This is a genomic window from Ruegeria sp. BC7 (genome assembly GCF_056539165.1).
In genome coordinates, this window is the sequence record NZ_JBQFUL010000003.1 from 391,923 (window position 1) to 410,623 (window position 18,701).

Here is an 18,701-nt window from a genome sequence, read left to right on the forward strand (position 1 = left end):
TGGCTGTCAATCAGGCAGCAGGTATTCCACCAGTTCGGTACGCTGCAGCGCGAGGAAGTTGTCATCTGACACCATAGTGGCGCGCAGGCGATCTTGATCGTCGCGCCAGATCGACAAGCCTTCGAGGTTGTCATGCTTGCCCGCGCCAGTCGTGAACAACACCTCTTCTCTGGTTGGCATGTCAGCTTCAATCTGCCACCGGCGCAGGCGTGAGCGGAACCCTGTCAAAAACACCGAACGCTCCAGAACGTAGAGACGCCCGTCAGGGCCGAAATCGGCGGAAACAGGCAGGAACTTTCCCCTTTGCGGCAAAACAAATGGCGTCGACCAACCCTGCCCATCCCAGCGATAGACCGGGATGTCCCCGTCCTCGGTCCGGCTTTTTTCAGTCAGTGTATATAGCCGCCCCTGACCGTCGATCGCCAGTCCTTCGAACGCGCCGTTAAGACTCAGCTGATCCCACGCTTCTGGGCGGGGCAGCACATGCGCCTTTGATCCAGGGGTCGAATAATGAGCGACGCGATGCACGCCTTCAAAAGAGATGTAATAGCTGCCGTCGGCGATGGTCGCCAGCCCTTCGGAATCTCCGGCAATGCCGGACAATCGCTGGCCGGTGCTGGACAGAACTGGCCAATGTCCCGTGATCTCAACACCTGCGATACCATCGCCCTTGCGCTCGATTTCGGCGTGCACAAGCCGCGCCCTGTCACTCAGCGCGATCAGGTGCCGACCATTTTCCGAGAGGTACAGAGCGGAAAATCCGCCGAACCACTCATCCGGATGGTGCCAGACATAGGTCCCATGTTCCGAGGCCGATTTGACTTCGACTGCCCAGATGGGTCCCGCCAGAAACAGCGCGGCTATCAGTTGGATTGTAAAACGGTGGTACATTGCTGGGGCAGGTCCGCCATACGATATTCTCTACGCTTTTTGGGTGCAGGCGCATTTGGGTCGGGAGGCGGCGGGTTCAGGATGTTGTTCACCCACTGCTGCGCTTCGGCGCACCCGTCACCCTTGGGCGGCGGATCTTGATTAACGCACCCTCTGGATCCGCGTGGGCAGGCAAGCCGCACGTGGAAATGGTAGTGATGTCCCCACCAGGGCCGGATCTTGCGCAGATACGCCCTGTTGCCTTTTTCCTCTTTGCACATCTGCACCTTCGCACCGGGAAAGACGAAAATTCGGGCAACCCGTTTGTCCTTGGCCGCTTCACGCAGAACGGCGTGATGCTGCTTGGTCCAGTTGCCATTGACGAAAGCCCCGTTTGCACGGCGCAGGGAAATGGACGAGATATTCTCACGCGCCTTTCGGCTGAGCCGCATGTCATTGCCCGGAAGCATCCAGATATCGATGTCCAGACCCAGTTGATGCGACCGGTGCCCCGATGTCATCGGCCCACCCCTCGGCTGGCTGATATCCCCGATATAGAGACCATTCCACCCCGGTTGCTTGGCCGCAAACCGGCTGAGGTCTTGCACATAGTCAATCGCCACCGGGTGCCCCCAGTTGCGGTTGCGCGACAGGCGCATGGCCTGCCATGTCGGGCCTGTTTCGGGCAACTGCACCGACCCCGCAGCGCATCCGCGCGAATAACTGCCGAAAGCGGCGGGTTTTTGTTGTGAACTTTGCTTTTGAGCTCCGAATAATTGCTTGGCCAGGGGTTGCGCCCCTGCGGAGCCTGCCAGTGTGACTAAGGCCAAAATCGCCAAAAAACGCTGTAATATCATCTGCTCTGATCCCCTTCCGGTTTCACCCAGCGCATCAGTATTAGACCCAGAATAAACAACAGAATGATCGGTGACACCCCCAGACGCGCGCTGCCGGTCACGGTTGTGGCAATCCCGATCAATAGAGGTGCGGCAAAGGCCGTAGCGCGACCCGACAAGCCATAGAGACCAAAGCTTTCCACCGGGGTTTTGGGATCTGTGTGACGCACCATCATTGACCGGCTGGCCGACTGCAAAATGCCGCCCATGCCGCCAATCAGGATGCCGCAGGCAAAGAACACAAGATCCGGCAGGCCCGATCCTTCGGGCAAAGCGATGCCGAAAACCTGTGTCCGGTCCATGGAAACGATCGTGACGCAAACCAGGATCAGAACCCAGATACTGACCAGAATGACCGGTTTAGGGCCGTTTTTCTTGTCCAGCTTCCCGCCTACCCACGAAAAGGCGGCAGCGGCCAGAACGCTGACGATCCCGAAGACGCCGATCTTGATGAGGTCCCATTCCAGCACCAGCCGGGCGTAGACACCGCCAAAGCTATACAACCCATTCAGCGCATCGCGGTAGAACATGGACGATCCCAGATAGCTGGCAAGACTGAGCCGGTGTCGCAAGTTGGAAATCGAATGTGCCAGCAGGCCCAGCGCGTCGCTGACCGAACCGCGTTTCTTGGCAGATGAATCGTCCCGCACCCAAAGGAAATACGGCACCATGAACAGGATAAACCATCCCGCCGTGAACGGGCCGACGAACCGGGTGCCCTGCTGCTGCGTTGCATCCAACCCAAAAGCGGGGTCCAGTCCGATCAGCGTCTTGCCGTTGGCCTGCTCGACAAACAGCAGCAGCATGATCGCCAACGAGATCAGCCCTCCGAAATAACCGAAGGCAAAGCCCGAGCCGGAAATCTCACCCACTTCCTTGTCATCGCCCAGATCGGGCAACTGCGAGTTTATGAAGATCAGCGCATATTCCGCGCCGACAAATCCAAGACCAAAAGCCGACAGCATCAGCCACATGTTTGAACCATCCGGCAGCGTGTACCACAGCGCCGCAGACCCCACGACATACATGACGGAAAACCCGAATATCCACGGGATGCGCCGCCCTGACACATCTGCCATCGCGCCCAAAAGCGGCGCACCAAAGGCGATGATCAGCCCGGTGATGGTCAGGCAGTTCGCCCAAACCGTCTGCGCCCGTGCAGCCGCAGCTTGTGAGTCCAGTCCGGTTCCTGCGAAATACCCCGCAGCAACCCCGGCGAAATAGGGGCCAAAGACGAAGGTGACCAGAAGGCTGTGATATGGCTGCGTCGCCCAGTCGAAAAACCACCAGCCCCAGATGCGCTTGCGCTTGGAAATCTCTGCCATGACCGCCCCTGTTCTTGTTATTTTTCATAAGACGGGGCTTTGGACGGTTTCGCAAGCGTTCTGTTGGCGCAGACTTGCTCTTTGGAGCGTGGGCGCTTACGTCTCGTCTGACGCAAATACCGGAGGCCCCATGCTGTCACTGATCCAAATCCTGCTGCTGATCCTGGACATTGTCTGGTTCATCATTCTGGCCCATGTGATCATGAGCTGGCTGATCAACTTTCAGGTTCTCAACCTGCACCAGCAGTTGGTGGCGCAAATCTGGTTTGGCCTGAACCGGATACTCGAACCCATCTACGGCCCGATCCGCCGGGTTCTGCCGAATATGGGCGGTCTGGACCTGACGCCTCTGGTCGTTCTGGTCGGTGTCTATGCGCTGCGGATCATTCTGATCAACAATATGGTCTATTTCGTCTGACCTCTTGTTCACCGAATCTTAGTATGTGATTGTCCTGCCCTAAGAGCAGACAAACCTAAAAACAGGGCAATCCCCACATGTTCGACGCCGCGCCCCTGCTGCGAGATGTCTTTGGATTCGACGACTTCCGACCGGGTCAGGAGGAGATCGTCGATGCCGTGACTGTGGGCGAAAACGTGCTGGCCATCATGCCCACGGGTGGCGGAAAATCCCTGTGCTTTCAACTGCCTGCCCTGTTGCGCGATGGCGTGACGGTGGTGATTTCCCCTCTGATCGCCTTGATGCGCGATCAAGTGCGCGGACTGCAAGAGGCTGGGGTCGAAGCTGGCGCTCTGACATCCGGCAACACCCCTGAAGAAACCGACGCGGTGTGGGAGGCGCTCGAGGCCGGGCGGCTAAAGCTGCTCTATATGGCACCCGAACGTCTGGCCGCCGGGTCCGCGCTGGGGATGCTGCGGCGGATCAATGTCAGCCTGATCGCGGTGGACGAGGCGCATTGCGTCAGCCAATGGGGTCACGATTTTCGCCCGGATTATCTGCGGATCGGAGAGTTGCGGCGCGCGTTGAACGTGCCCTTGGCCGCCTTCACTGCCACGGCGGATGCGGAAACGCAGGATGAGATTGTCGAGAAACTGTTCGACGGCACCGCGCCCCGCAAATTCCTGCGCGGGTTTGACCGACCCAACATCCATCTGGCCTTTGCCGCCAAGGATGGGCCGCGCAAACAAATCCTCGATTTCGCCGCCGCGCGCAAAGGGCAATCCGGCATCGTTTATTGCGGCACCCGCAACAAGACCGAAGTGCTGGCCCAAGCCCTACGCGCCGAGGGGCACGTCGCCTGCCACTATCACGGCGGCATGGACCCCGAGGATCGCCGCATCGTCGAAACCCGTTTCGCCCGCGAAGACGGCTTGATCGTCGTCGCCACGGTTGCTTTTGGCATGGGCATCGACAAGCCCGATATCCGCTGGGTCGCCCACGCTGACCTGCCCAAATCCATCGAGGCTTATTATCAGGAAATCGGCCGCGCCGGGCGTGATGGCGGCCCGGCCGAGACACTGACCCTGTTCGGCCCTGACGACATCCGCCTGCGCCGCTCGCAAATCGACGAAGGGCTGGCCCCGGCTGAGCGTCGCATGGCCGACCATGCCCGTCTGAACGCTCTGCTTGGATTGGCCGAGGCGCTGGCCTGTCGCCGCCAGACCCTGCTGGGCTATTTCGGCGAACGGGCTGAACCCTGCGGCAAATGCGATCTGTGCGACAGCCCGCCCGAGGTGTTCGACGGCACCACGCCAGTTCGCATGGCCCTGTCCGCCATCCTGCGCACCGAAGAATGGTTCGGGTCGGGCCATCTGATCGACATCCTGCTGGCCAATGAAACCGACAAGGTCCGCGCGCGACGACACGACACCCTGTCCACATGGGGCATCGGCCAGGACTGGTCCCGCCCGCAATGGCAGGCGATTTTCCGGCAGATGATGGGGCACGATCTGGTGCGCCCCGACCCTGACCGCCACGGCGCGCTGCGCATGACCGAGGCCGCCAAACCGATCCTGAAAGGCGAGGCGCAGATCAACTTGCGCAAGGACACGATACGCAAAGCCACCCGCCGCCCCGCCGTCAAAGCGATGGTGGCCGAAGAAGACGCGCCGCTGCTGTCGGCGCTCAAGGCCAAGCGTCGTGCACTGGCAGAATCGCAACGGGTGCCTGCCTATGTCATTTTCCCTGACCGCACCCTGATCGAGATGGCCGAAACCCGCCCCATGACTCTGGACGACATGGCCCGGATCGGCGGCGTGGGGGCGAAAAAACTGGAACGCTATGGCGATACGTTCCTAGAGGTCATCACCGGAGAGGTTGAGGCAGTACATCCCGCTCGCCGCAAACTGGCGGGCCGCGAACAGGGTGACATCTACGATCAACTGCTGGCCGTGCAGAGCGATCTTGCACGTGGGCCCGAGGGGATCGACAAGCCGCTGACCTGCTCGGCCGCGCAACTGGCCAAGGTCGCACAACTGCGCCCCGGAGATCAGCGCGGTTTGGAACAGGTGCTGGGGGATCGTCGTCACGAAAGGTTTGGGGCCGCCTTTCTGGACGTGCTGGAACAGGCGGGCTAGGTACGCACAATAAGGCAAGGAGTTAGGGCGGATATGCTGGTAGTGATTTCCCCGGCCAAGCGGCTGGACTGGGCCGAGCGCGATGTGACCGCGACCCAACCCGATTTTCAGGACGACGCGATCCGGCTGTCGAAAACCGCCCGAAATCTAACGCTGGGCGATCTGAAAAAACTGATGGACCTGAGCGACGATCTGGCCCGCCTGAACCGCGACCGGTATCGCGCCTTTTCCGATGCGCCGGAGGGTGACCAGACCCGCCCCGCTGCGCTGGCCTTTGCCGGTGACACATATCAAGGGCTTGAGGCCGCGTCTTTGGATGCCGATGAAATGGCATGGGCGCAGGACCACCTGCGCATTCTGTCCGGGCTTTATGGCGTGCTGCGCCCTTTGGATGCGATTCAAGCCTATCGGCTTGAGATGGGCAGCAAGCTGAAAACCCGGCGCGGCAAGAACCTGTATGAATACTGGCGCGATCACCTCAGTAAGGCGCTGAACGCACAAGGCGCCCAGATCGGGTCGGACGTGCTGGTGAATTGCGCCAGTCAGGAATATTTCGGCGCGGTCGATCCCAAAGCGCTGAAACTACGGGTGATCACGCCTGTTTTCATGGAGGACAAAGCCAGCACACCCAAGATTGTCAGCTTTTTCGCCAAGAAAGCACGCGGCGCGATGGCGCGATACATTATCCAGCACCGCCTGACCGATCCTGCGGGGCTGTTGGATTTTGACAGCGGCGGCTATGAATACCGGCCTGATCTGTCGACCGAGGACAAACCCGTTTTCGTGCGCCCTTATCAAGCCTGACTCAGCATTGACCGGTCGTAAGCGACCAGTTCAACCGTGTTGCCCTCGGGGTCTTCGGTGAAAATGCCGCGCCAGCCAATCCAGCCGAATTGCTCGACCCGGTAGGGCTGTCCAATGTGTTCATACCAACGCAGGACAGCGTCCTGTTCTTCAAAGGGCAGCGATAGGGCGATGTGATGCAAAGCCGACGCGCCGCCGGTCACCGGGGATTGATCACCTGTGGGATGCAGGCCGGGACGTGGCGCGGCTGTATGGTGGAACAGGGCAAGCACCTGAGTATGCCCGCCGAAACCCTGCGCGATCTCAAAGAAAACGATCGCGCTGTCATGGTCGCCGCTGAGACGCCGTAAGCCGATCACTGTTTCATAAAACTCGACCATCGCCGGCATATCGGCGCATCGAATGGCAATCTCGCCCAGCGCGCGAGGCTGAAAACCGCGTTCATCTGACATACGCTCAGCCTAATTCGGTTAGGGCTGTCCGGCAACGACTGCCTGAGTGCCCTCGGGTTGATGCGTCAGGATTGTCTGATGGATTTTCTGTTTTTGCAGAGGTTTGGTCAGGAAATGGTCCAAACCTGCCGACAATATCCCCTGATCATCCCCTGACATCGCATGTGCAGTTAGCGCGACAATCGGAACATGGCGGCCCGTCTCAATCTCGCGCCGCCGAATTTCACCGGTGGCCTGCTTACCGTCCATTTTCGGCATTGAAATATCCATGAAGATCAGATCCGGATCGAATTCACGGTGGGCTTCAACGGCCTCAAGCCCGTTTCCGGCAAACCGCAGGTCGATGTTCAGATCCTTGACCATCTTTTCCAGAATCAGTTGATTTGTCCGGTTATCTTCAGCGGCCAGAACGCGCATCACACGCCCCTGCGAAATCACCTGTGACTGTTCGATCTCATCGATTTTCGGGATCACCTTTGAAACGATACTTGGCCGGGGTTTTTGGGCCAAAGCGGTCAGACTGGAATACAGCTCGGCCCGGGGAATTGGTTTTTGCAAAACCCCTTCGATCAGGTGGCGGGCCGGGTTTGCGTGGATGACGGCTGGATTGGCGGACATCACCACAACCGGAAGATCATTCCAGCCGCGATCCTTCAGGATGGTTGCCAATTCCAGCCCATCCATATCCGGCAGGTCGTGGTCGCACAAAAGGAGGTCCACGGTATCGTCAACTGCGGTCAATGCCTCTCCGCCGGAAGAACACACCGTGACGCGCGATCCCAATCGGCCGAGCTGCTTCGACAGAATGGCCCGGTTCACCGCCAAATCCTCGACCACCATTACATGGTGCAGCCCCCCGCCGAGATCCGGAGGGGCAGGCTGCACACCTTCAACCGTCGGCATCGGCACGCGGAACCCGAAACACGAACCACGCCCCGGTTCGCTTTCGACCCAGATCGTGCCGCCCATCAGGGTGATGAGGCGTTTCGTGATAGCCAGACCCAGCCCGGTCCCCTCGAACTGACGGTTGCGTTCATCTTCGACCTGATTGAACTCTCCAAATATATGGTCGATCTTGTCCTTTTCGATTCCGATCCCGGTGTCTTCGATGGCCACGTGGATATCGCAAGTCTTGGTATCAGAGTTGGGCACCCCGGTGACGCGGATCAGCACATGGCCGTTGGCGGTGAACTTCACCGCATTGCCCACCAGATTTGTCAGAACCTGACGAACACGCCCCGGATCGCCCACAAATAGCGTTGGCAGAAACAGGTCGTAATCCACCAGCAGCGTCAGACCCTTGTCGCGGACACTTGGCTGTAACAACATCGCAACCTCAAGAATACAACGCTCAAAGTCGAACTGTTCAGGGTGCAGGATCAGCTTGTCCGCCTCGATCTTCGAGTAGTCCAGAACGTCGTTGATGATGACCAGCAACGCCTCGCCCGAATTGCGGATCGTATTGAGATAGAGCCTTTGTTCCTCGTCCAATGGGGTTTCGGTCAGCAGGTCGGTCATCCCGACGATGCCGTTCATCGGAGTGCGTATCTCATGGCTCATGTTGGCCAGAAATGCGGATTTGGCACGGTTGGCGGCTTCGGCGCGTTCGCGTGCTGCCGTCAGCTCGGCCTCATGCCGGACCGAGGCCGAGATGTTCAGCGCCAGACTTACAACATCGCCACCATTGCCCCGCTGGTCGATCAGCTTGAAATAGTGTCCGTTCCAAAGGCGGATAACCTCCGCGTTCGGGTTCGGTTGCGCCCACCTTTCAAGCATCCTCTCAATCCAGTCCGATGCCCCCTCGGACCCGAGATCAATCAACCCCTCAGCCGTCAGAATCTCAAGTATCCGTGGATATGCGATGCCCGGCGCAATTTCGTCGATCCCGTCAAACAAGCTAAGGTAGGCCGTATTCGCCCCGATCAGGCGGTTATCCCCGTCAAAAAAGGCGAACCCGTCCTGAAACGTCTGAATCGAATGCCACAAGCGCCGTTCGGCCACTTCGATCTTGGCATTGGCCAGCGTCAGGTCGGATTTGACCTTTTCGTTCTCGCCCCGAACCGTTTCCACCTCGGCCTGCGTTTCGCCGATGCGCTTGGTCAACGCCATCGCATGTAGGCCCAGCTTGCGGTTGGCGGCGGACAATTCGGCCTGCTTCATTTCCAAAAGACGCTCTGCCGCCAGACGTGCGCGTCGTTCCTGTGCCAGTTTTGCTGCAAGACTCATCTTTGGTGATCCCGAACTATCCCGAGATCAACATCCAGTCAGAGCATGAAGAAGTGTTTAAGCGATCCCTGGGCAGTTCGGGTCACAGGTTTGGGCCGTCAGCGACGCCCCTCGCGCAACCAACCGCCCAGCAGGAAGCCGCCTGCAAGAACCAGCACCAACCACGGCGGCAGCAGACCGGCCTGCGTCACGTCCCGGGTTTCGTAAGCGTCGCGCGGTGTCAGGCCAATCCAACCACGCCCGGATGCCGGTCGTCCGGCCCGCACGTTGCGAATGGCGGGCAGACCATCCTCTAGCGTGATCGCCCCACCGCGCAACTCGGCCAGCAGCGGATCCAGAATGTCCGAGGTTGCGATGGTGCGCTCAAACTCTTTCGGCGCGGCCGGACCCAACCCGATAACGGCGGACAACTCGCCTTCCTGCAAACGGTAAAGTCCGATTTCCGGCCCGAAATACTGTGCCTCAAACCGGCCGGGAGAAATCATGTCCAGCGTGATGTCCAGCGTTTCCCCATTCGGGCGCGTGACCGTGACCGGCCCGATCTCATCCTCAAGGGTCTGCCGAATGATCCGCATGATCTGACCATTGGCTTCGGCCCACAGCGCTTCTTCCTCAAGCTCGGGTTCCTTCATCATCCAATGCGCCAGTCTGCGCAACAGTTCAAGCTGCGGCCCGCCCCCCTCGAACCCGCGACTCCAGAGCCACGCGTGATCCGAGGCCAGCATCGCCACGCGCCCTTCGCCTACACGGTCAAGGACCAGCAAGGGCCGGTCATCAATCCCGGTCATCAGCAACTCGCCCGAGCGGTGCTTTACGTCGATCTGGCGCAGCCACGCGCCCCATTGTTCGGAATCCCCAAGGTCGGTCGTAACCGGATGGCGATGCCCCAGATCGGTCACCATCGGGACAAAGCGTTCCTCAATCACCCGCGCAGTTGGCTGCGCAGGCAGGATCGGGGCCAGAGGTGAGCGAAAGATACTGTCCGCGCTGGCAAAGTCAGGCCCGGCCGCGATCAGAACGGCTCCACCTTCGTTGATATAGTTGTTGACGTTGTCCAGATAGATCGCCGGCAGAATGCCCCGCCGCTTGTAACGGTCAAAGATGATCAGATCGAAATCGTTGATCTTTTCCAGAAACAGCTCTCGAGTCGGGAACGCGATCAGCGACAACTCGTCCACCGGAACGCCGTCCTGTTTTTCGGGTGGCCGCAAGATCGTGAAATGTACCAGATCGACCGAGCTGTCGGATTTCAGCAAGTTGCGCCAGGTTCGGCCTCCGGGATGGGGCTCGCCCGATACCAGCAGCACGCGCAGGCGATCACGAACACCGTTCATCTGGATCAGCGCCGTGTTGTTCCGATCTGTCAGTTCGCCTTCGGCTTCGGGCACCGTGAACTGAATGACATTGCGCCCGCCATGCGGAAGGCTGACGGGCAATTCCACGTCGACGCCAATGGGGATCGAGAATTGCTGAGGCTCGGCCCCGTCGACCGAGATTTCAAGCGCGGCGCTGGTCGCGCCAGCAGGGGCTGCGCCGCTATCCTCAACGCGCAGAGTCAGGGTCACCGGCTCGCCGATAATGGCAAAGGCCGGGGCATTGCGCACAATCAGGCGGCGGTCCCAGTCGGTGGCGCGCCCGGTTTGCAGCAAATGCATCGGTGCTGGCAGGTCCGGTGCCTGATCTGCATCGTGCACAATCCCGTCGGATACCACGAGAATTCCTGCAATCCGCGCGCGCGGCTCCTCGGCCAAGGCCTCGTTCAGCGCGGCCATGACCTGCGTACCTTCGTCGCCGTCACCATCACCGACTTTGATCCGGCGCAGCTCGGTATTGTCACGCGACTCGATCTCGGCGGCCAGTTCCTCGGCCGCCAGTGCGGTCTGCTCGGCCCGGTCCGAGAGGGTCTGACTGGCGCTTTCATCCTCGATCATCAACACGATGTCCGTCAGGGGTACGCGATCCTCGATCTGGTAGACCGGACCAGCCAGCGCCCCAATCACGACAAGGGCCGCCAATCCGCGCAAGGCCCACCCGGACAGCCCCCGCCACAGGGCCAGAACCACCCCGGCAAGGGCAATCGCGGCAATGGTGGCCAAAACGGGCCACGGGATCAGGGGATCAAAGATAACGGTTCCTGTCATTGTCCCAACCTGTCCAGCAAGGCAGGCACGTGCACCTGATCGGATTTGTAGTTCCCGGTCAGAACGTGCATGACCAGATTGACACCAAAGCGGTTGGCCAGCTCTCGCTGACGCTCACCTGCATAGCCGCGTCCGACGGGCAGCAACGCCTGACCGTTGCGGTCAACGGCCCATGCTCCGGCCCAGTCGTTGCCACCGATCACCACCGGCGTCACGTTGTCGTTGAGGTTGCGGAACGGCATCCCCTCGATCTGTTCGGCATCCAACGGCGCGGCCTCGACCCAAACCTCGGTTCCGGCGTAGCGCCCCGGAAAATCCTGCAACAGATAGAAAGCGCGCGTCAGTACGTGGTCGCGCGGAACAGGCTCTAACGAAGGGATGTTCAAAGGCGCGGCCAACTGCTGCAACTTGCGCCCATTGGGACTGGAGGCGCCAAATCGCGCCACATCCGAATCCCGCGTATCAAACAGGATCATCCCGCCCGAGCGGAGGTAAGCATTGAGCTTGGCATATGCCTCGTCGGACGGTTGCGGCTGCTGAGGGGTAATGGGCCAGTAGAGCAGCGGGAAAAAGGCCAGTTCGTCCCGTTCCAGATCAACGCCGATCGGCTCGGCCGGTTCGACAGACGTGCGATAGAACAGGGTTTGCGCAAGACCCCGCATGCCGGCACCCGCAATGTCATCGACCTGCGCGTCACCCGTCAGGACATGCGCCAGCACCAGTTCCTTGGTGGCGTTCAGGGCAAAATCGGTGTCCGCTGGTGACTGTGCGTCTGCTTGGGGCACAAACAACAAAACTCCGACCGCCGTGGCCGCGGCCTTGGCCAATCCCAACCGTCCCGACAGCGCCAGAGACGCAATGACGTCCACCGTCAGCAACAGCAGCGCAATGCTTAGCAAGATACCCCCGATGGGCGTTTCGGTACTGACCTCCTGCCCCTTGATGGGCACATCCGACGGCCAGACAGCGGGGCTGAGTACCGTGTCGCTGGTCAGGACATTCAGCGCCAGCTTTTGCTTGCCGCTTTCGTACAGCCCCGGACGCAGATCCGGGCCAATTGCACCGGACACAAGATCGACACCATCGACGCCCGACAGATTGCCGGCATCGGACAAGGTGCCAAACCCATCCATCACCTGAATGGGCTCCCACGTGGTGCCTTGCAACTGGGACTCCTGCCGAGACTTCGCGGCCGAGGCGACGGCCAGCCGATCCAGCATTTCGACAAACAGACCAGACAGGGGAAGGCTGGACCATTCTGCGTCAGCCGTCACGTGGAACAGCACAACTTGACCCAGCCCAAGCGCCTTGCGGGTCACCAGTGGCGTTCCGTCCGACAGCGATGCAATCACGCGATCCGCCAGATTAGGGTCTGGTTGCGCCATGACCTGCGTGGTGACAGATACATCTCCGGGCACTTTCAGGCCGTAAAAGGGAGAGCTTTCAGGGAACGGCGCCAGCCCCTTGGCCTCACCCCAGCTCATCGCGCCGCCGACGGATCGGCCACCGCTGCGCAGGCGGACAGGTAACAGGATATCTTCCTCGTCACGGCCCAGATCGCTGGCGGCCATGCGCGGCCCCGCAAACCGCAGCAACAAGCCGCCTTCTTCGACCCATTCGACCAGCGCCGATTGTTCGCCCCCTGACAGTTTGGCAACATCAGCCAGAACGATCACATCCGGGTTGGCTGGCAGCACATCCAGCAAACCGCCATCAACAAAATCCGCAGTCGGGATCAAAACCTGCGTCAGATAATGCAGCGGCGACAGCAGCTCCAACCCTTCGCGATTCAGCGTTCCGGCGATCAAGGCAACTTCGCGCCGCCGCAGGCTGTCATCGGTCAGCGTCACGGCCCCGGCAGACCGCTGGCCCTGAATTTCAAACCGCGTGATCCGGGCGCGCAGCTCTGACGGCAGGGCCAGTTCTATCTGGGCCTGGGTTTCGTCCCCTGCAAATTCCACCTCGGCGGATTGCAACACCCGCATCGCCCCGGCCGGATCGCGGCCCTGCGCCAGAACCGTGATGCGCTCAGCCAGGCCAGCCTCGGCCCGTTGCGCAGTCAACTGAATGACACCGTCCTGATAGCCAGCCGGCAATAACCCAACAACGGACGAGGGCGACTGATACACGGTCACACCCCCGCGCGCCTGCAAAGCCGTAAGCATCGTTTCACTGCCCTCAAAGGCCAGACGATCACTGAACCAGTGCGTTTCAAACCCACCATCCACCTGATCCATCGCGGCCAAAGCCTGTTCAATCTGTTCCGCCGTGGGCTGCCACGGCATCGGAACCAACCCCGGCAATCGACCGCTCCACGCCTCGGCAGCCTGGAATACAGGGACTTCGGGATCTGTCAGGTTAAGGATCGCGACCGTGCGCCCGGCGCGACCGGCCTCGGTCAGTTGCACGTCGATCTGATCCAGCGTCGAAGACCAACGGGTTGCGCCCGCCCAGCTTCCGTCCAGCACCAACATCAATGGCCCTGATCCGGCTTGCTCTCGCGATGGGTTCAGAACCGGACCGGCCAACCCGATGATAATCGCCGCCGCTGCCAGCATGCGCAACAGCAGCAACCACCACGGGGTGCGGTCCGAAACGCTTTCTTCGTCCTTCAACCCAAGCAGTAGCGTGACCGCCGGAAACAACCTGCGGATCGGCGCGGGTGGCACGGCGCGCAGGATCAGCCACAGGATGGGCAGGGTCAAAAGACCAAGCAACACCCACGGTGCGGTAAATCCAATACCCGCCAGAACCGTCATGCCGTTCCCCCGTCCAGCGCACGATAGAGCCACAACAGAGCCGCTTGTGCGCTGTCACCCGTGTGGTGCAACCCAAGTTGCCATCCGGTCGCCCGGCACAGTTGCGTCAGCGCGTCCTTGCGACTGGCGAGCCGCTCAAGATAGCGATCCCGCAGCTCTCCGGCCTTGAGGGTTTCGTGTCGCGCTGTGCCGCCAACGCTTTCAAATATGGTCCGCCCACGATAGGGAAAGCTCTCCTCGGTCGGGTCCAGAACCTGCAACAGAACACCGCGCACGCCCCGGTCGGCAGCTTTGGTCAGGGCCAGTTCGACCTCATCCATTGGCCCGAGGAAATCGGAAATGAAGACGGCGCGCGCGTGCGGGATCATGGCCCTGTGTTCGGGCGGGGCGTAATCGGCCTCGGCATCTTCGGACCATGCCTGCGCCAGCCGCACGATCTGCGCATTGCCGCGCCGGGGCGGAAGAGTTGTTCCGGTCAGGCCGACACGTTCCCCGCCGCGCACCAACAGGATCGCCGTTGACAGACCAAGCAGACGCGCCCGGTCCGCTTTGGTGTGCAGGGATTTGTCGGACGCAAACCGCATCGACGCGCCCTGATCGACCCAGAGCATCACCGATTGCGCAATCTGCCATTCGCGTTCGCGCACAAATTGCTGATCCCCCCGCGCAGATCGCCGATGGTCGATCATACGGCGGCTGTCGCCGATCTGGGCCGGACGGTATTGCCAAAAGTCATCACCCAGACCCGAGCGTCTGCGCCCGTGATCGCCCAGCAGAACTGTTCCCGCCAGATGTTCGGCGCGCGCCAACAGGGGCGGCAGCCGGGACGCCTCGGCCTCGGATCTTTCGCGAAGGGTCAGCGCGGCATTCACGCCGCGGCCTCGGCGCGGATCAGACCGGCGGCGGTGGATTCGATCAGATCGGCAAGGCTATCTCCGCGTGCACGCGCTGCAAAGTTCAGCGCCATCCGGTGGCTGAGGACAGGGCGGGCCATGTCCAGCACATCCTCGGCATTCGGGGCCAGTCGCCCTTGCAACATCGCCCGTGCCCGCACCGTCATCATCAGCGCCTGCGCCGCGCGCGGACCCGGCCCCCATGCAACGGTTTCGGCCACACGTTCCGACACGCCAGCCTCGTCCGGGCGGAAGGCGCGAACCAGATCAAGGATCAGCTCAACGACCGAGTCGCCAACCGGCATCCGGCGCAGCAGCACCTGCGCGGCCAGCAACTCCTCTTTGGTGAAAATCTCATGCGCGTCGTCTTCCTCGACGCCCGTGGTGGCCAACAGAATGTCACGCTCGGTCTGGCGATCCGGGTATTCCACGTCGATCTGCACAAGGAAACGGTCCAACTGCGCCTCGGGCAGCGGATAGGTGCCCTCCTGCTCGATCGGGTTCTGCGTCGCCAGCACGTGAAACGGCGTTCCAAGCGAACGGTCTTCACCAGCGACCGTCACCGTGCGTTCCTGCATCGCCTGCAACAGCGCCGATTGGGTCCGGGGGCTGGCGCGGTTGATCTCATCGGCCATCAGGAGCTGGCAAAAGATCGGGCCTGAAATGAACCGGAAATGGCGGCTGCCATCTTCTGCGGTGTCCAAAACCTCGGACCCCAGAATGTCGGCCGGCATCAGGTCCGGCGTGAACTGGATGCGATTGCCGTGCAGGCCCATCACGGTCGACAGCGTCTCAACCAATCTTGTCTTGCCCAGACCGGGCAACCCGATCAGCAGCGCATGCCCACCGCACAGCAGCGCGGTCAGCGTCAGGTCCACGACCCTCTCCTGTCCGATAAAGCGGCGGGTGATCGAGGACTTGGCCTCTTGAAGTTTCGATTCCAGCGCTTCGATCTCGGACACGAGGTCGGCAGGTTCGGTCATGACTTTCCCTTCCGTGGACTAATATGGTTGAAGTGTATCGCGCGAAAAGGAAATGGCAAAAGTAATGAGCGGACAAAAACCTGTGACACCTTCCCCTGATGGCATTGCGGCATCAGTCAAAGCCGCCAAAACCAAGGGCTTACCCCCTGTTCACCTGTGGAATCCTCCGTTTTGCGGCGATCTGGACATCCATATCGCCAAAGATGGCTCTTGGTCTTATCTAGGGTCACCGATCAACCGGTTCGAGCTTGTGAAGCTTTTTTCCTCAATTCTTAAGAAAGAAGAGGGGAAATATTACCTCGTCACCCCGGTCGAGAAGGTGGGAATCACCGTCGAGGACGCTCCTTTTGTGGCGGTCGATTTCGATGCTGCGGGCACAGGCGCGGCGCAGGTGCTGACTTTCACGACCCATGTGGGCGATACCGCTGTTGCAGGGCCGGACCACCCGATCCGCATTGTCATCGACCCTGAAACGGAAGAACCCGCGCCCTACATATTGGTGCGCGCCAACCTCGAAGCGCGGATCGACCGCAAAAGTTTCTACCGGCTGGTCGACATTGCCGAACACAATGGTGAATGGTTTGGCGTTTGGTCAGATGGGCAGTTTTTCCCCCTGATCCGGTCCGAGGACTTGCCGGATTAGGCCCGGCGCGCCACCCGACGGTCTTGCGCCAGCACTACGGCCACAGCCACGATCCCCGCGCCCAGCGCGCGGGTCCAGTTCCACTCGTCCCCCAGCACAAGCATGATCAACATCACGTAAAACGGCGCAATGTTGATGTGGAAAGACGCCAGCGCCACGCCGAGTTTCCCGACCGAGGCGATAAAGAACACCTGACTCAGCCCCATCGAGATCAGCGCATAGATCACCAGCATCCCCGCCTGTTGAATGTCGACCCGAGCTGTGGGGATGACGTCCAACCCCAACTGCCCTGCCGCGAAGAACAGAATGACGGCCACGACCAGCCCGCCCACGAATGTAATGGTACTGCGCCCGGTCTGGCTGAGTTCTGGAAAGTCCCGCGCGGTTGCCATGCTTGCCCAGCAAAACAGCCCCGTCGACACAATGGCACACCCCGCGCCCAGTCCCAGTTGCGCAGGGGCCACCGCGCTGGTCGCGATCAACCCTCCGACGATCGACACGACGACTCCGATGGCAAAATTCCACCGCAAGCGTCGCGCGCCCGTCGCCAGCTCAAGCAGAGTCGCAAACAAGGGCGCGCACGAGGCGATGATGGCAACGGTCACCGGGTCGGTCAGCTTCTGCGCCAGAATGATCAGGAACATCCCCGCCCCCAGCGTTCCTCCGACCAGCATCGCATGTCCCCAGCGGGCGCGCAGCACCCGAGATGGCCCGTCAAACAGCACCCAGATCGGCACCATCACCAACACCGCAATCGCAAGTCGCGCCACCAAAAGCGCGACCGGCGGCCAGCTTTGCAACAGCACCTCGGCCGCAGGAAACCCGGCCGCCCATGTCAGCATGCTGGCCACGGCCAAGCCATTGCCAGGTAAGGCAGAACTGCGCTCGGCAGACACAGAAAGAGTGTTCCCGCGCACGGGGTCAGGGCTCATTGCCATGGTGTCAGACCTTCTGTTGGAACGGCGACCGAAAATGATTCGCCGCATTGTCCCGAATGTCTCTGAATTGCATCGGGCGATCTGGCCGATTTTCGACAATCTGTCGTTTTCAGTCCCTTTCCCTGAAATCACCCGACAGCTATGGTCCGGTCACCAAATATCCGGACCTGCCAATGCCCAAATTTGCCGCAAATATCTCACTGCTTTTTGCAGAACTTCCCTATCTCGACCGGTTTCAGGCGGCGGCTGAGGCCGGATTTCAAGCCGTTGAGATTCTGTTTCCCTATGATCTGGCCGCGAAGGAAACTCGGCGGGCCTTGCTGTCCAATGGGTTGGATCTTGTCCTGATCAACGCGCCGCCACCGAATTACACGGGCGGACAGCCGGGCTATGCGGCGGTCCCCGGCGGCGAAGCGCGGTTTCAATCGGATATTCGTCGCGTGATGCGTTACGCCGATGTTCTGAAACCGGGGCTGATCCACATCATGTCCGGCTATTCCGCAGGGCCGGACGCGCTGGATTGTTTCGTGAAGAACCTGAAATGGGCCGCCGATTTCGCACCTAAGCAACAGTTCACGATTGAACCACTCAACCCGGTTTCACAACCAGACTATTTCCTGAACGACTATGATCTGGCAGCGGATGTTCTAAATCGCGTGGACCGTCCGAATATCGGCCTGCAATTCGACAGCTTTCACGCCCACATGATCCACGGCGACGCGCTGGACGTGTGGACCCGGTTCCACGCAAATGTGGTCCACGCCCAGATCGGGGCCGCACCGAACCGGTCCGAACCCGGGCAGGGACCGACAGATTTTCCCGCCCTGTTCAACGCTATCGACGATACAGGCTACAAAGGATGGGTCAGCGCCGAGTACCTGCCTTCGACACCGAAAACGACGGACAGTCTGGGCTGGATGCGCGCCTAGCACTGGAATTTTTGCGAAAAATCCCTCAGATGAATGGCGTGGAGTCCTTTAGGAATTAACCGATGATCCCTAACCGCTATGCCCGCGCTCTGTTCAGCCTGATCATGTCAGGCCTGATGTCTTGCATCGTGACGGGTATTGCGACGGTTAAGGCCATCGGGTTTGGACCCAGCACGATGGGCGACTGGATGGCATCGTGGGCCTTTTGCTGGCCAATCGCATTCTCGGTCATTCTGATTCTCGGTCCTGCCGTGCAACGGTTGGTCAATCGCCTGGTCAGGCCGCAGGACTGACGCGCTGCGAAGAG

General features: G+C 60.5%; 16 protein-coding genes. 6 read left to right on the forward strand and 10 right to left on the reverse strand.

From position 1 onward, the window contains the following. Positions 1-6: 6 nt before the first annotated feature. From ACR0KS_RS10955 to ACR0KS_RS10965, 3 genes are read right to left on the reverse strand one after another with little or no spacing between them, the layout of a single operon-like run. On the reverse strand, positions 7-891 hold the full coding sequence (locus ACR0KS_RS10955; RefSeq protein ID WP_170564137.1) for an esterase-like activity of phytase family protein: 885 nt from the start codon (positions 889-891) through the stop codon (positions 7-9). After that, positions 864-1,727: a penicillin-insensitive murein endopeptidase gene (gene mepA / locus ACR0KS_RS10960; protein WP_170564140.1), complete on the reverse strand. Its 864-nt coding sequence runs from the start codon at positions 1,725-1,727 to the stop codon at positions 864-866. Before mepA ends, ACR0KS_RS10955 begins: the two co-directional genes overlap by 28 nt. Then, on the reverse strand, positions 1,724-3,091 hold the full coding sequence (locus ACR0KS_RS10965; RefSeq protein WP_170564144.1) for an MFS transporter: 1,368 nt from the start codon (positions 3,089-3,091) through the stop codon (positions 1,724-1,726). Before ACR0KS_RS10965 ends, mepA begins: the two co-directional genes overlap by 4 nt. Positions 3,092-3,221: 130 nt before the next feature. On the opposite strand from ACR0KS_RS10965, the gene ACR0KS_RS10970 reads away from it, so the two are divergent. The 3 genes from ACR0KS_RS10970 (at position 3,222) to yaaA (ending at position 6,430) form a co-directional block, all read left to right on the forward strand. Next, the gene (locus ACR0KS_RS10970; protein ID WP_170387840.1) at positions 3,222-3,509 is read left to right on the forward strand and encodes a YggT family protein; all 288 of its coding nucleotides are present in this window, start codon (positions 3,222-3,224) and stop codon (positions 3,507-3,509) included. A gap of 77 nt (positions 3,510-3,586) precedes the next feature. After that, a complete protein-coding gene (recQ, locus tag ACR0KS_RS10975; protein ID WP_170564147.1) occupies positions 3,587-5,626 on the forward strand; it encodes a DNA helicase RecQ in 2,040 nt (679 codons plus the stop codon). Between the two features lie 33 nt (positions 5,627-5,659). After that, positions 5,660-6,430 (forward strand): peroxide stress protein YaaA, encoded by a 771-nt coding sequence (gene yaaA, locus ACR0KS_RS10980; protein WP_170564151.1) that lies wholly within the window; start codon positions 5,660-5,662, stop codon positions 6,428-6,430. Here the strand turns inward: yaaA and ACR0KS_RS10985 are convergent. The 6 genes from ACR0KS_RS10985 to ACR0KS_RS11010 all read right to left on the reverse strand — a co-directional run bounded on the left by ACR0KS_RS10985 (position 6,421) and on the right by ACR0KS_RS11010 (position 15,884). Beyond that, positions 6,421-6,882, reverse strand: a complete 462-nt coding sequence (locus ACR0KS_RS10985) for a VOC family protein (protein WP_170412293.1) — start codon at positions 6,880-6,882, stop codon at positions 6,421-6,423. The two genes, yaaA and ACR0KS_RS10985, sit on opposite strands and share 10 nt — an antisense overlap. A gap of 18 nt (positions 6,883-6,900) precedes the next feature. After that, positions 6,901-9,108 (reverse strand): response regulator, encoded by a 2,208-nt coding sequence (locus ACR0KS_RS10990; protein ID WP_170564153.1) that lies wholly within the window; start codon positions 9,106-9,108, stop codon positions 6,901-6,903. Between the two features lie 98 nt (positions 9,109-9,206). After that, on the reverse strand, positions 9,207-11,249 hold the full coding sequence (locus ACR0KS_RS10995) for a hypothetical protein (protein ID WP_170564156.1): 2,043 nt from the start codon (positions 11,247-11,249) through the stop codon (positions 9,207-9,209). After that, positions 11,246-14,008 carry a DUF4159 domain-containing protein gene (locus ACR0KS_RS11000; protein ID WP_170564159.1) on the reverse strand — a complete coding sequence of 921 codons (2,763 nt, stop codon included), beginning with the start codon at positions 14,006-14,008 and terminating at the stop codon, positions 11,246-11,248. The genes ACR0KS_RS10995 and ACR0KS_RS11000 overlap by 4 nt, the downstream gene beginning before the upstream one ends. Beyond that, positions 14,005-14,880, reverse strand: coding sequence for a DUF58 domain-containing protein (locus tag ACR0KS_RS11005; RefSeq protein ID WP_170483471.1), 876 nt, complete (start codon positions 14,878-14,880; stop codon positions 14,005-14,007). Before ACR0KS_RS11005 ends, ACR0KS_RS11000 begins: the two co-directional genes overlap by 4 nt. Next, positions 14,877-15,884, reverse strand: coding sequence for an AAA family ATPase (locus ACR0KS_RS11010; RefSeq protein ID WP_170387857.1), 1,008 nt, complete (start codon positions 15,882-15,884; stop codon positions 14,877-14,879). Before ACR0KS_RS11010 ends, ACR0KS_RS11005 begins: the two co-directional genes overlap by 4 nt. A 64-nt stretch (positions 15,885-15,948) precedes the next feature. Here ACR0KS_RS11010 and ACR0KS_RS11015 point away from each other — a divergent pair, with 64 nt between their 5' ends. Continuing rightward, positions 15,949-16,527: a DUF1285 domain-containing protein gene (locus tag ACR0KS_RS11015; RefSeq protein ID WP_170564162.1), complete on the forward strand. Its 579-nt coding sequence runs from the start codon at positions 15,949-15,951 to the stop codon at positions 16,525-16,527. On the opposite strand, the gene ACR0KS_RS11020 is transcribed toward ACR0KS_RS11015, so the two are convergent. Then, positions 16,524-17,459 carry a DMT family transporter gene (locus tag ACR0KS_RS11020; protein ID WP_480693202.1) on the reverse strand — a complete coding sequence of 312 codons (936 nt, stop codon included), beginning with the start codon at positions 17,457-17,459 and terminating at the stop codon, positions 16,524-16,526. The genes ACR0KS_RS11015 and ACR0KS_RS11020 overlap by 4 nt on opposite strands. Positions 17,460-17,638: 179 nt before the next feature. Between ACR0KS_RS11020 and ACR0KS_RS11025 the strand changes: the two genes are divergently transcribed. Then, positions 17,639-18,394, forward strand: coding sequence for a TIM barrel protein (locus ACR0KS_RS11025; protein WP_170564168.1), 756 nt, complete (start codon positions 17,639-17,641; stop codon positions 18,392-18,394). A gap of 62 nt (positions 18,395-18,456) precedes the next feature. Then, the gene (locus ACR0KS_RS11030; protein ID WP_170387865.1) at positions 18,457-18,687 is read left to right on the forward strand and encodes a DUF2798 domain-containing protein; all 231 of its coding nucleotides are present in this window, start codon (positions 18,457-18,459) and stop codon (positions 18,685-18,687) included. Positions 18,688-18,701 lie beyond the last annotated feature (14 nt).

Coding starts and splice junctions, on each gene's coding strand:
- ACR0KS_RS10955 (WP_170564137.1), bottom strand. CDS start 891: ATGTACCACCGTTTTACAATCCAACTGATAGCCGCGCTGTTTCTGGCG.
- mepA (WP_170564140.1), bottom strand. CDS start 1,727: ATGATATTACAGCGTTTTTTGGCGATTTTGGCCTTAGTCACACTGGCA.
- ACR0KS_RS10965 (WP_170564144.1), bottom strand. CDS start 3,091: ATGGCAGAGATTTCCAAGCGCAAGCGCATCTGGGGCTGGTGGTTTTTC.
- ACR0KS_RS10970 (WP_170387840.1), top strand. CDS start 3,222: ATGCTGTCACTGATCCAAATCCTGCTGCTGATCCTGGACATTGTCTGG.
- recQ (WP_170564147.1), top strand. CDS start 3,587: ATGTTCGACGCCGCGCCCCTGCTGCGAGATGTCTTTGGATTCGACGAC.
- yaaA (WP_170564151.1), top strand. CDS start 5,660: ATGCTGGTAGTGATTTCCCCGGCCAAGCGGCTGGACTGGGCCGAGCGC.
- ACR0KS_RS10985 (WP_170412293.1), bottom strand. CDS start 6,882: ATGTCAGATGAACGCGGTTTTCAGCCTCGCGCGCTGGGCGAGATTGCC.
- ACR0KS_RS10990 (WP_170564153.1), bottom strand. CDS start 9,108: ATGAGTCTTGCAGCAAAACTGGCACAGGAACGACGCGCACGTCTGGCG.
- ACR0KS_RS10995 (WP_170564156.1), bottom strand. CDS start 11,249: ATGACAGGAACCGTTATCTTTGATCCCCTGATCCCGTGGCCCGTTTTG.
- ACR0KS_RS11000 (WP_170564159.1), bottom strand. CDS start 14,008: ATGACGGTTCTGGCGGGTATTGGATTTACCGCACCGTGGGTGTTGCTT.
- ACR0KS_RS11010 (WP_170387857.1), bottom strand. CDS start 15,884: ATGACCGAACCTGCCGACCTCGTGTCCGAGATCGAAGCGCTGGAATCG.
- ACR0KS_RS11015 (WP_170564162.1), top strand. CDS start 15,949: ATGAGCGGACAAAAACCTGTGACACCTTCCCCTGATGGCATTGCGGCA.
- ACR0KS_RS11020 (WP_480693202.1), bottom strand. CDS start 17,459: ATGAGCCCTGACCCCGTGCGCGGGAACACTCTTTCTGTGTCTGCCGAG.
- ACR0KS_RS11025 (WP_170564168.1), top strand. CDS start 17,639: ATGCCCAAATTTGCCGCAAATATCTCACTGCTTTTTGCAGAACTTCCC.
- ACR0KS_RS11030 (WP_170387865.1), top strand. CDS start 18,457: ATGATCCCTAACCGCTATGCCCGCGCTCTGTTCAGCCTGATCATGTCA.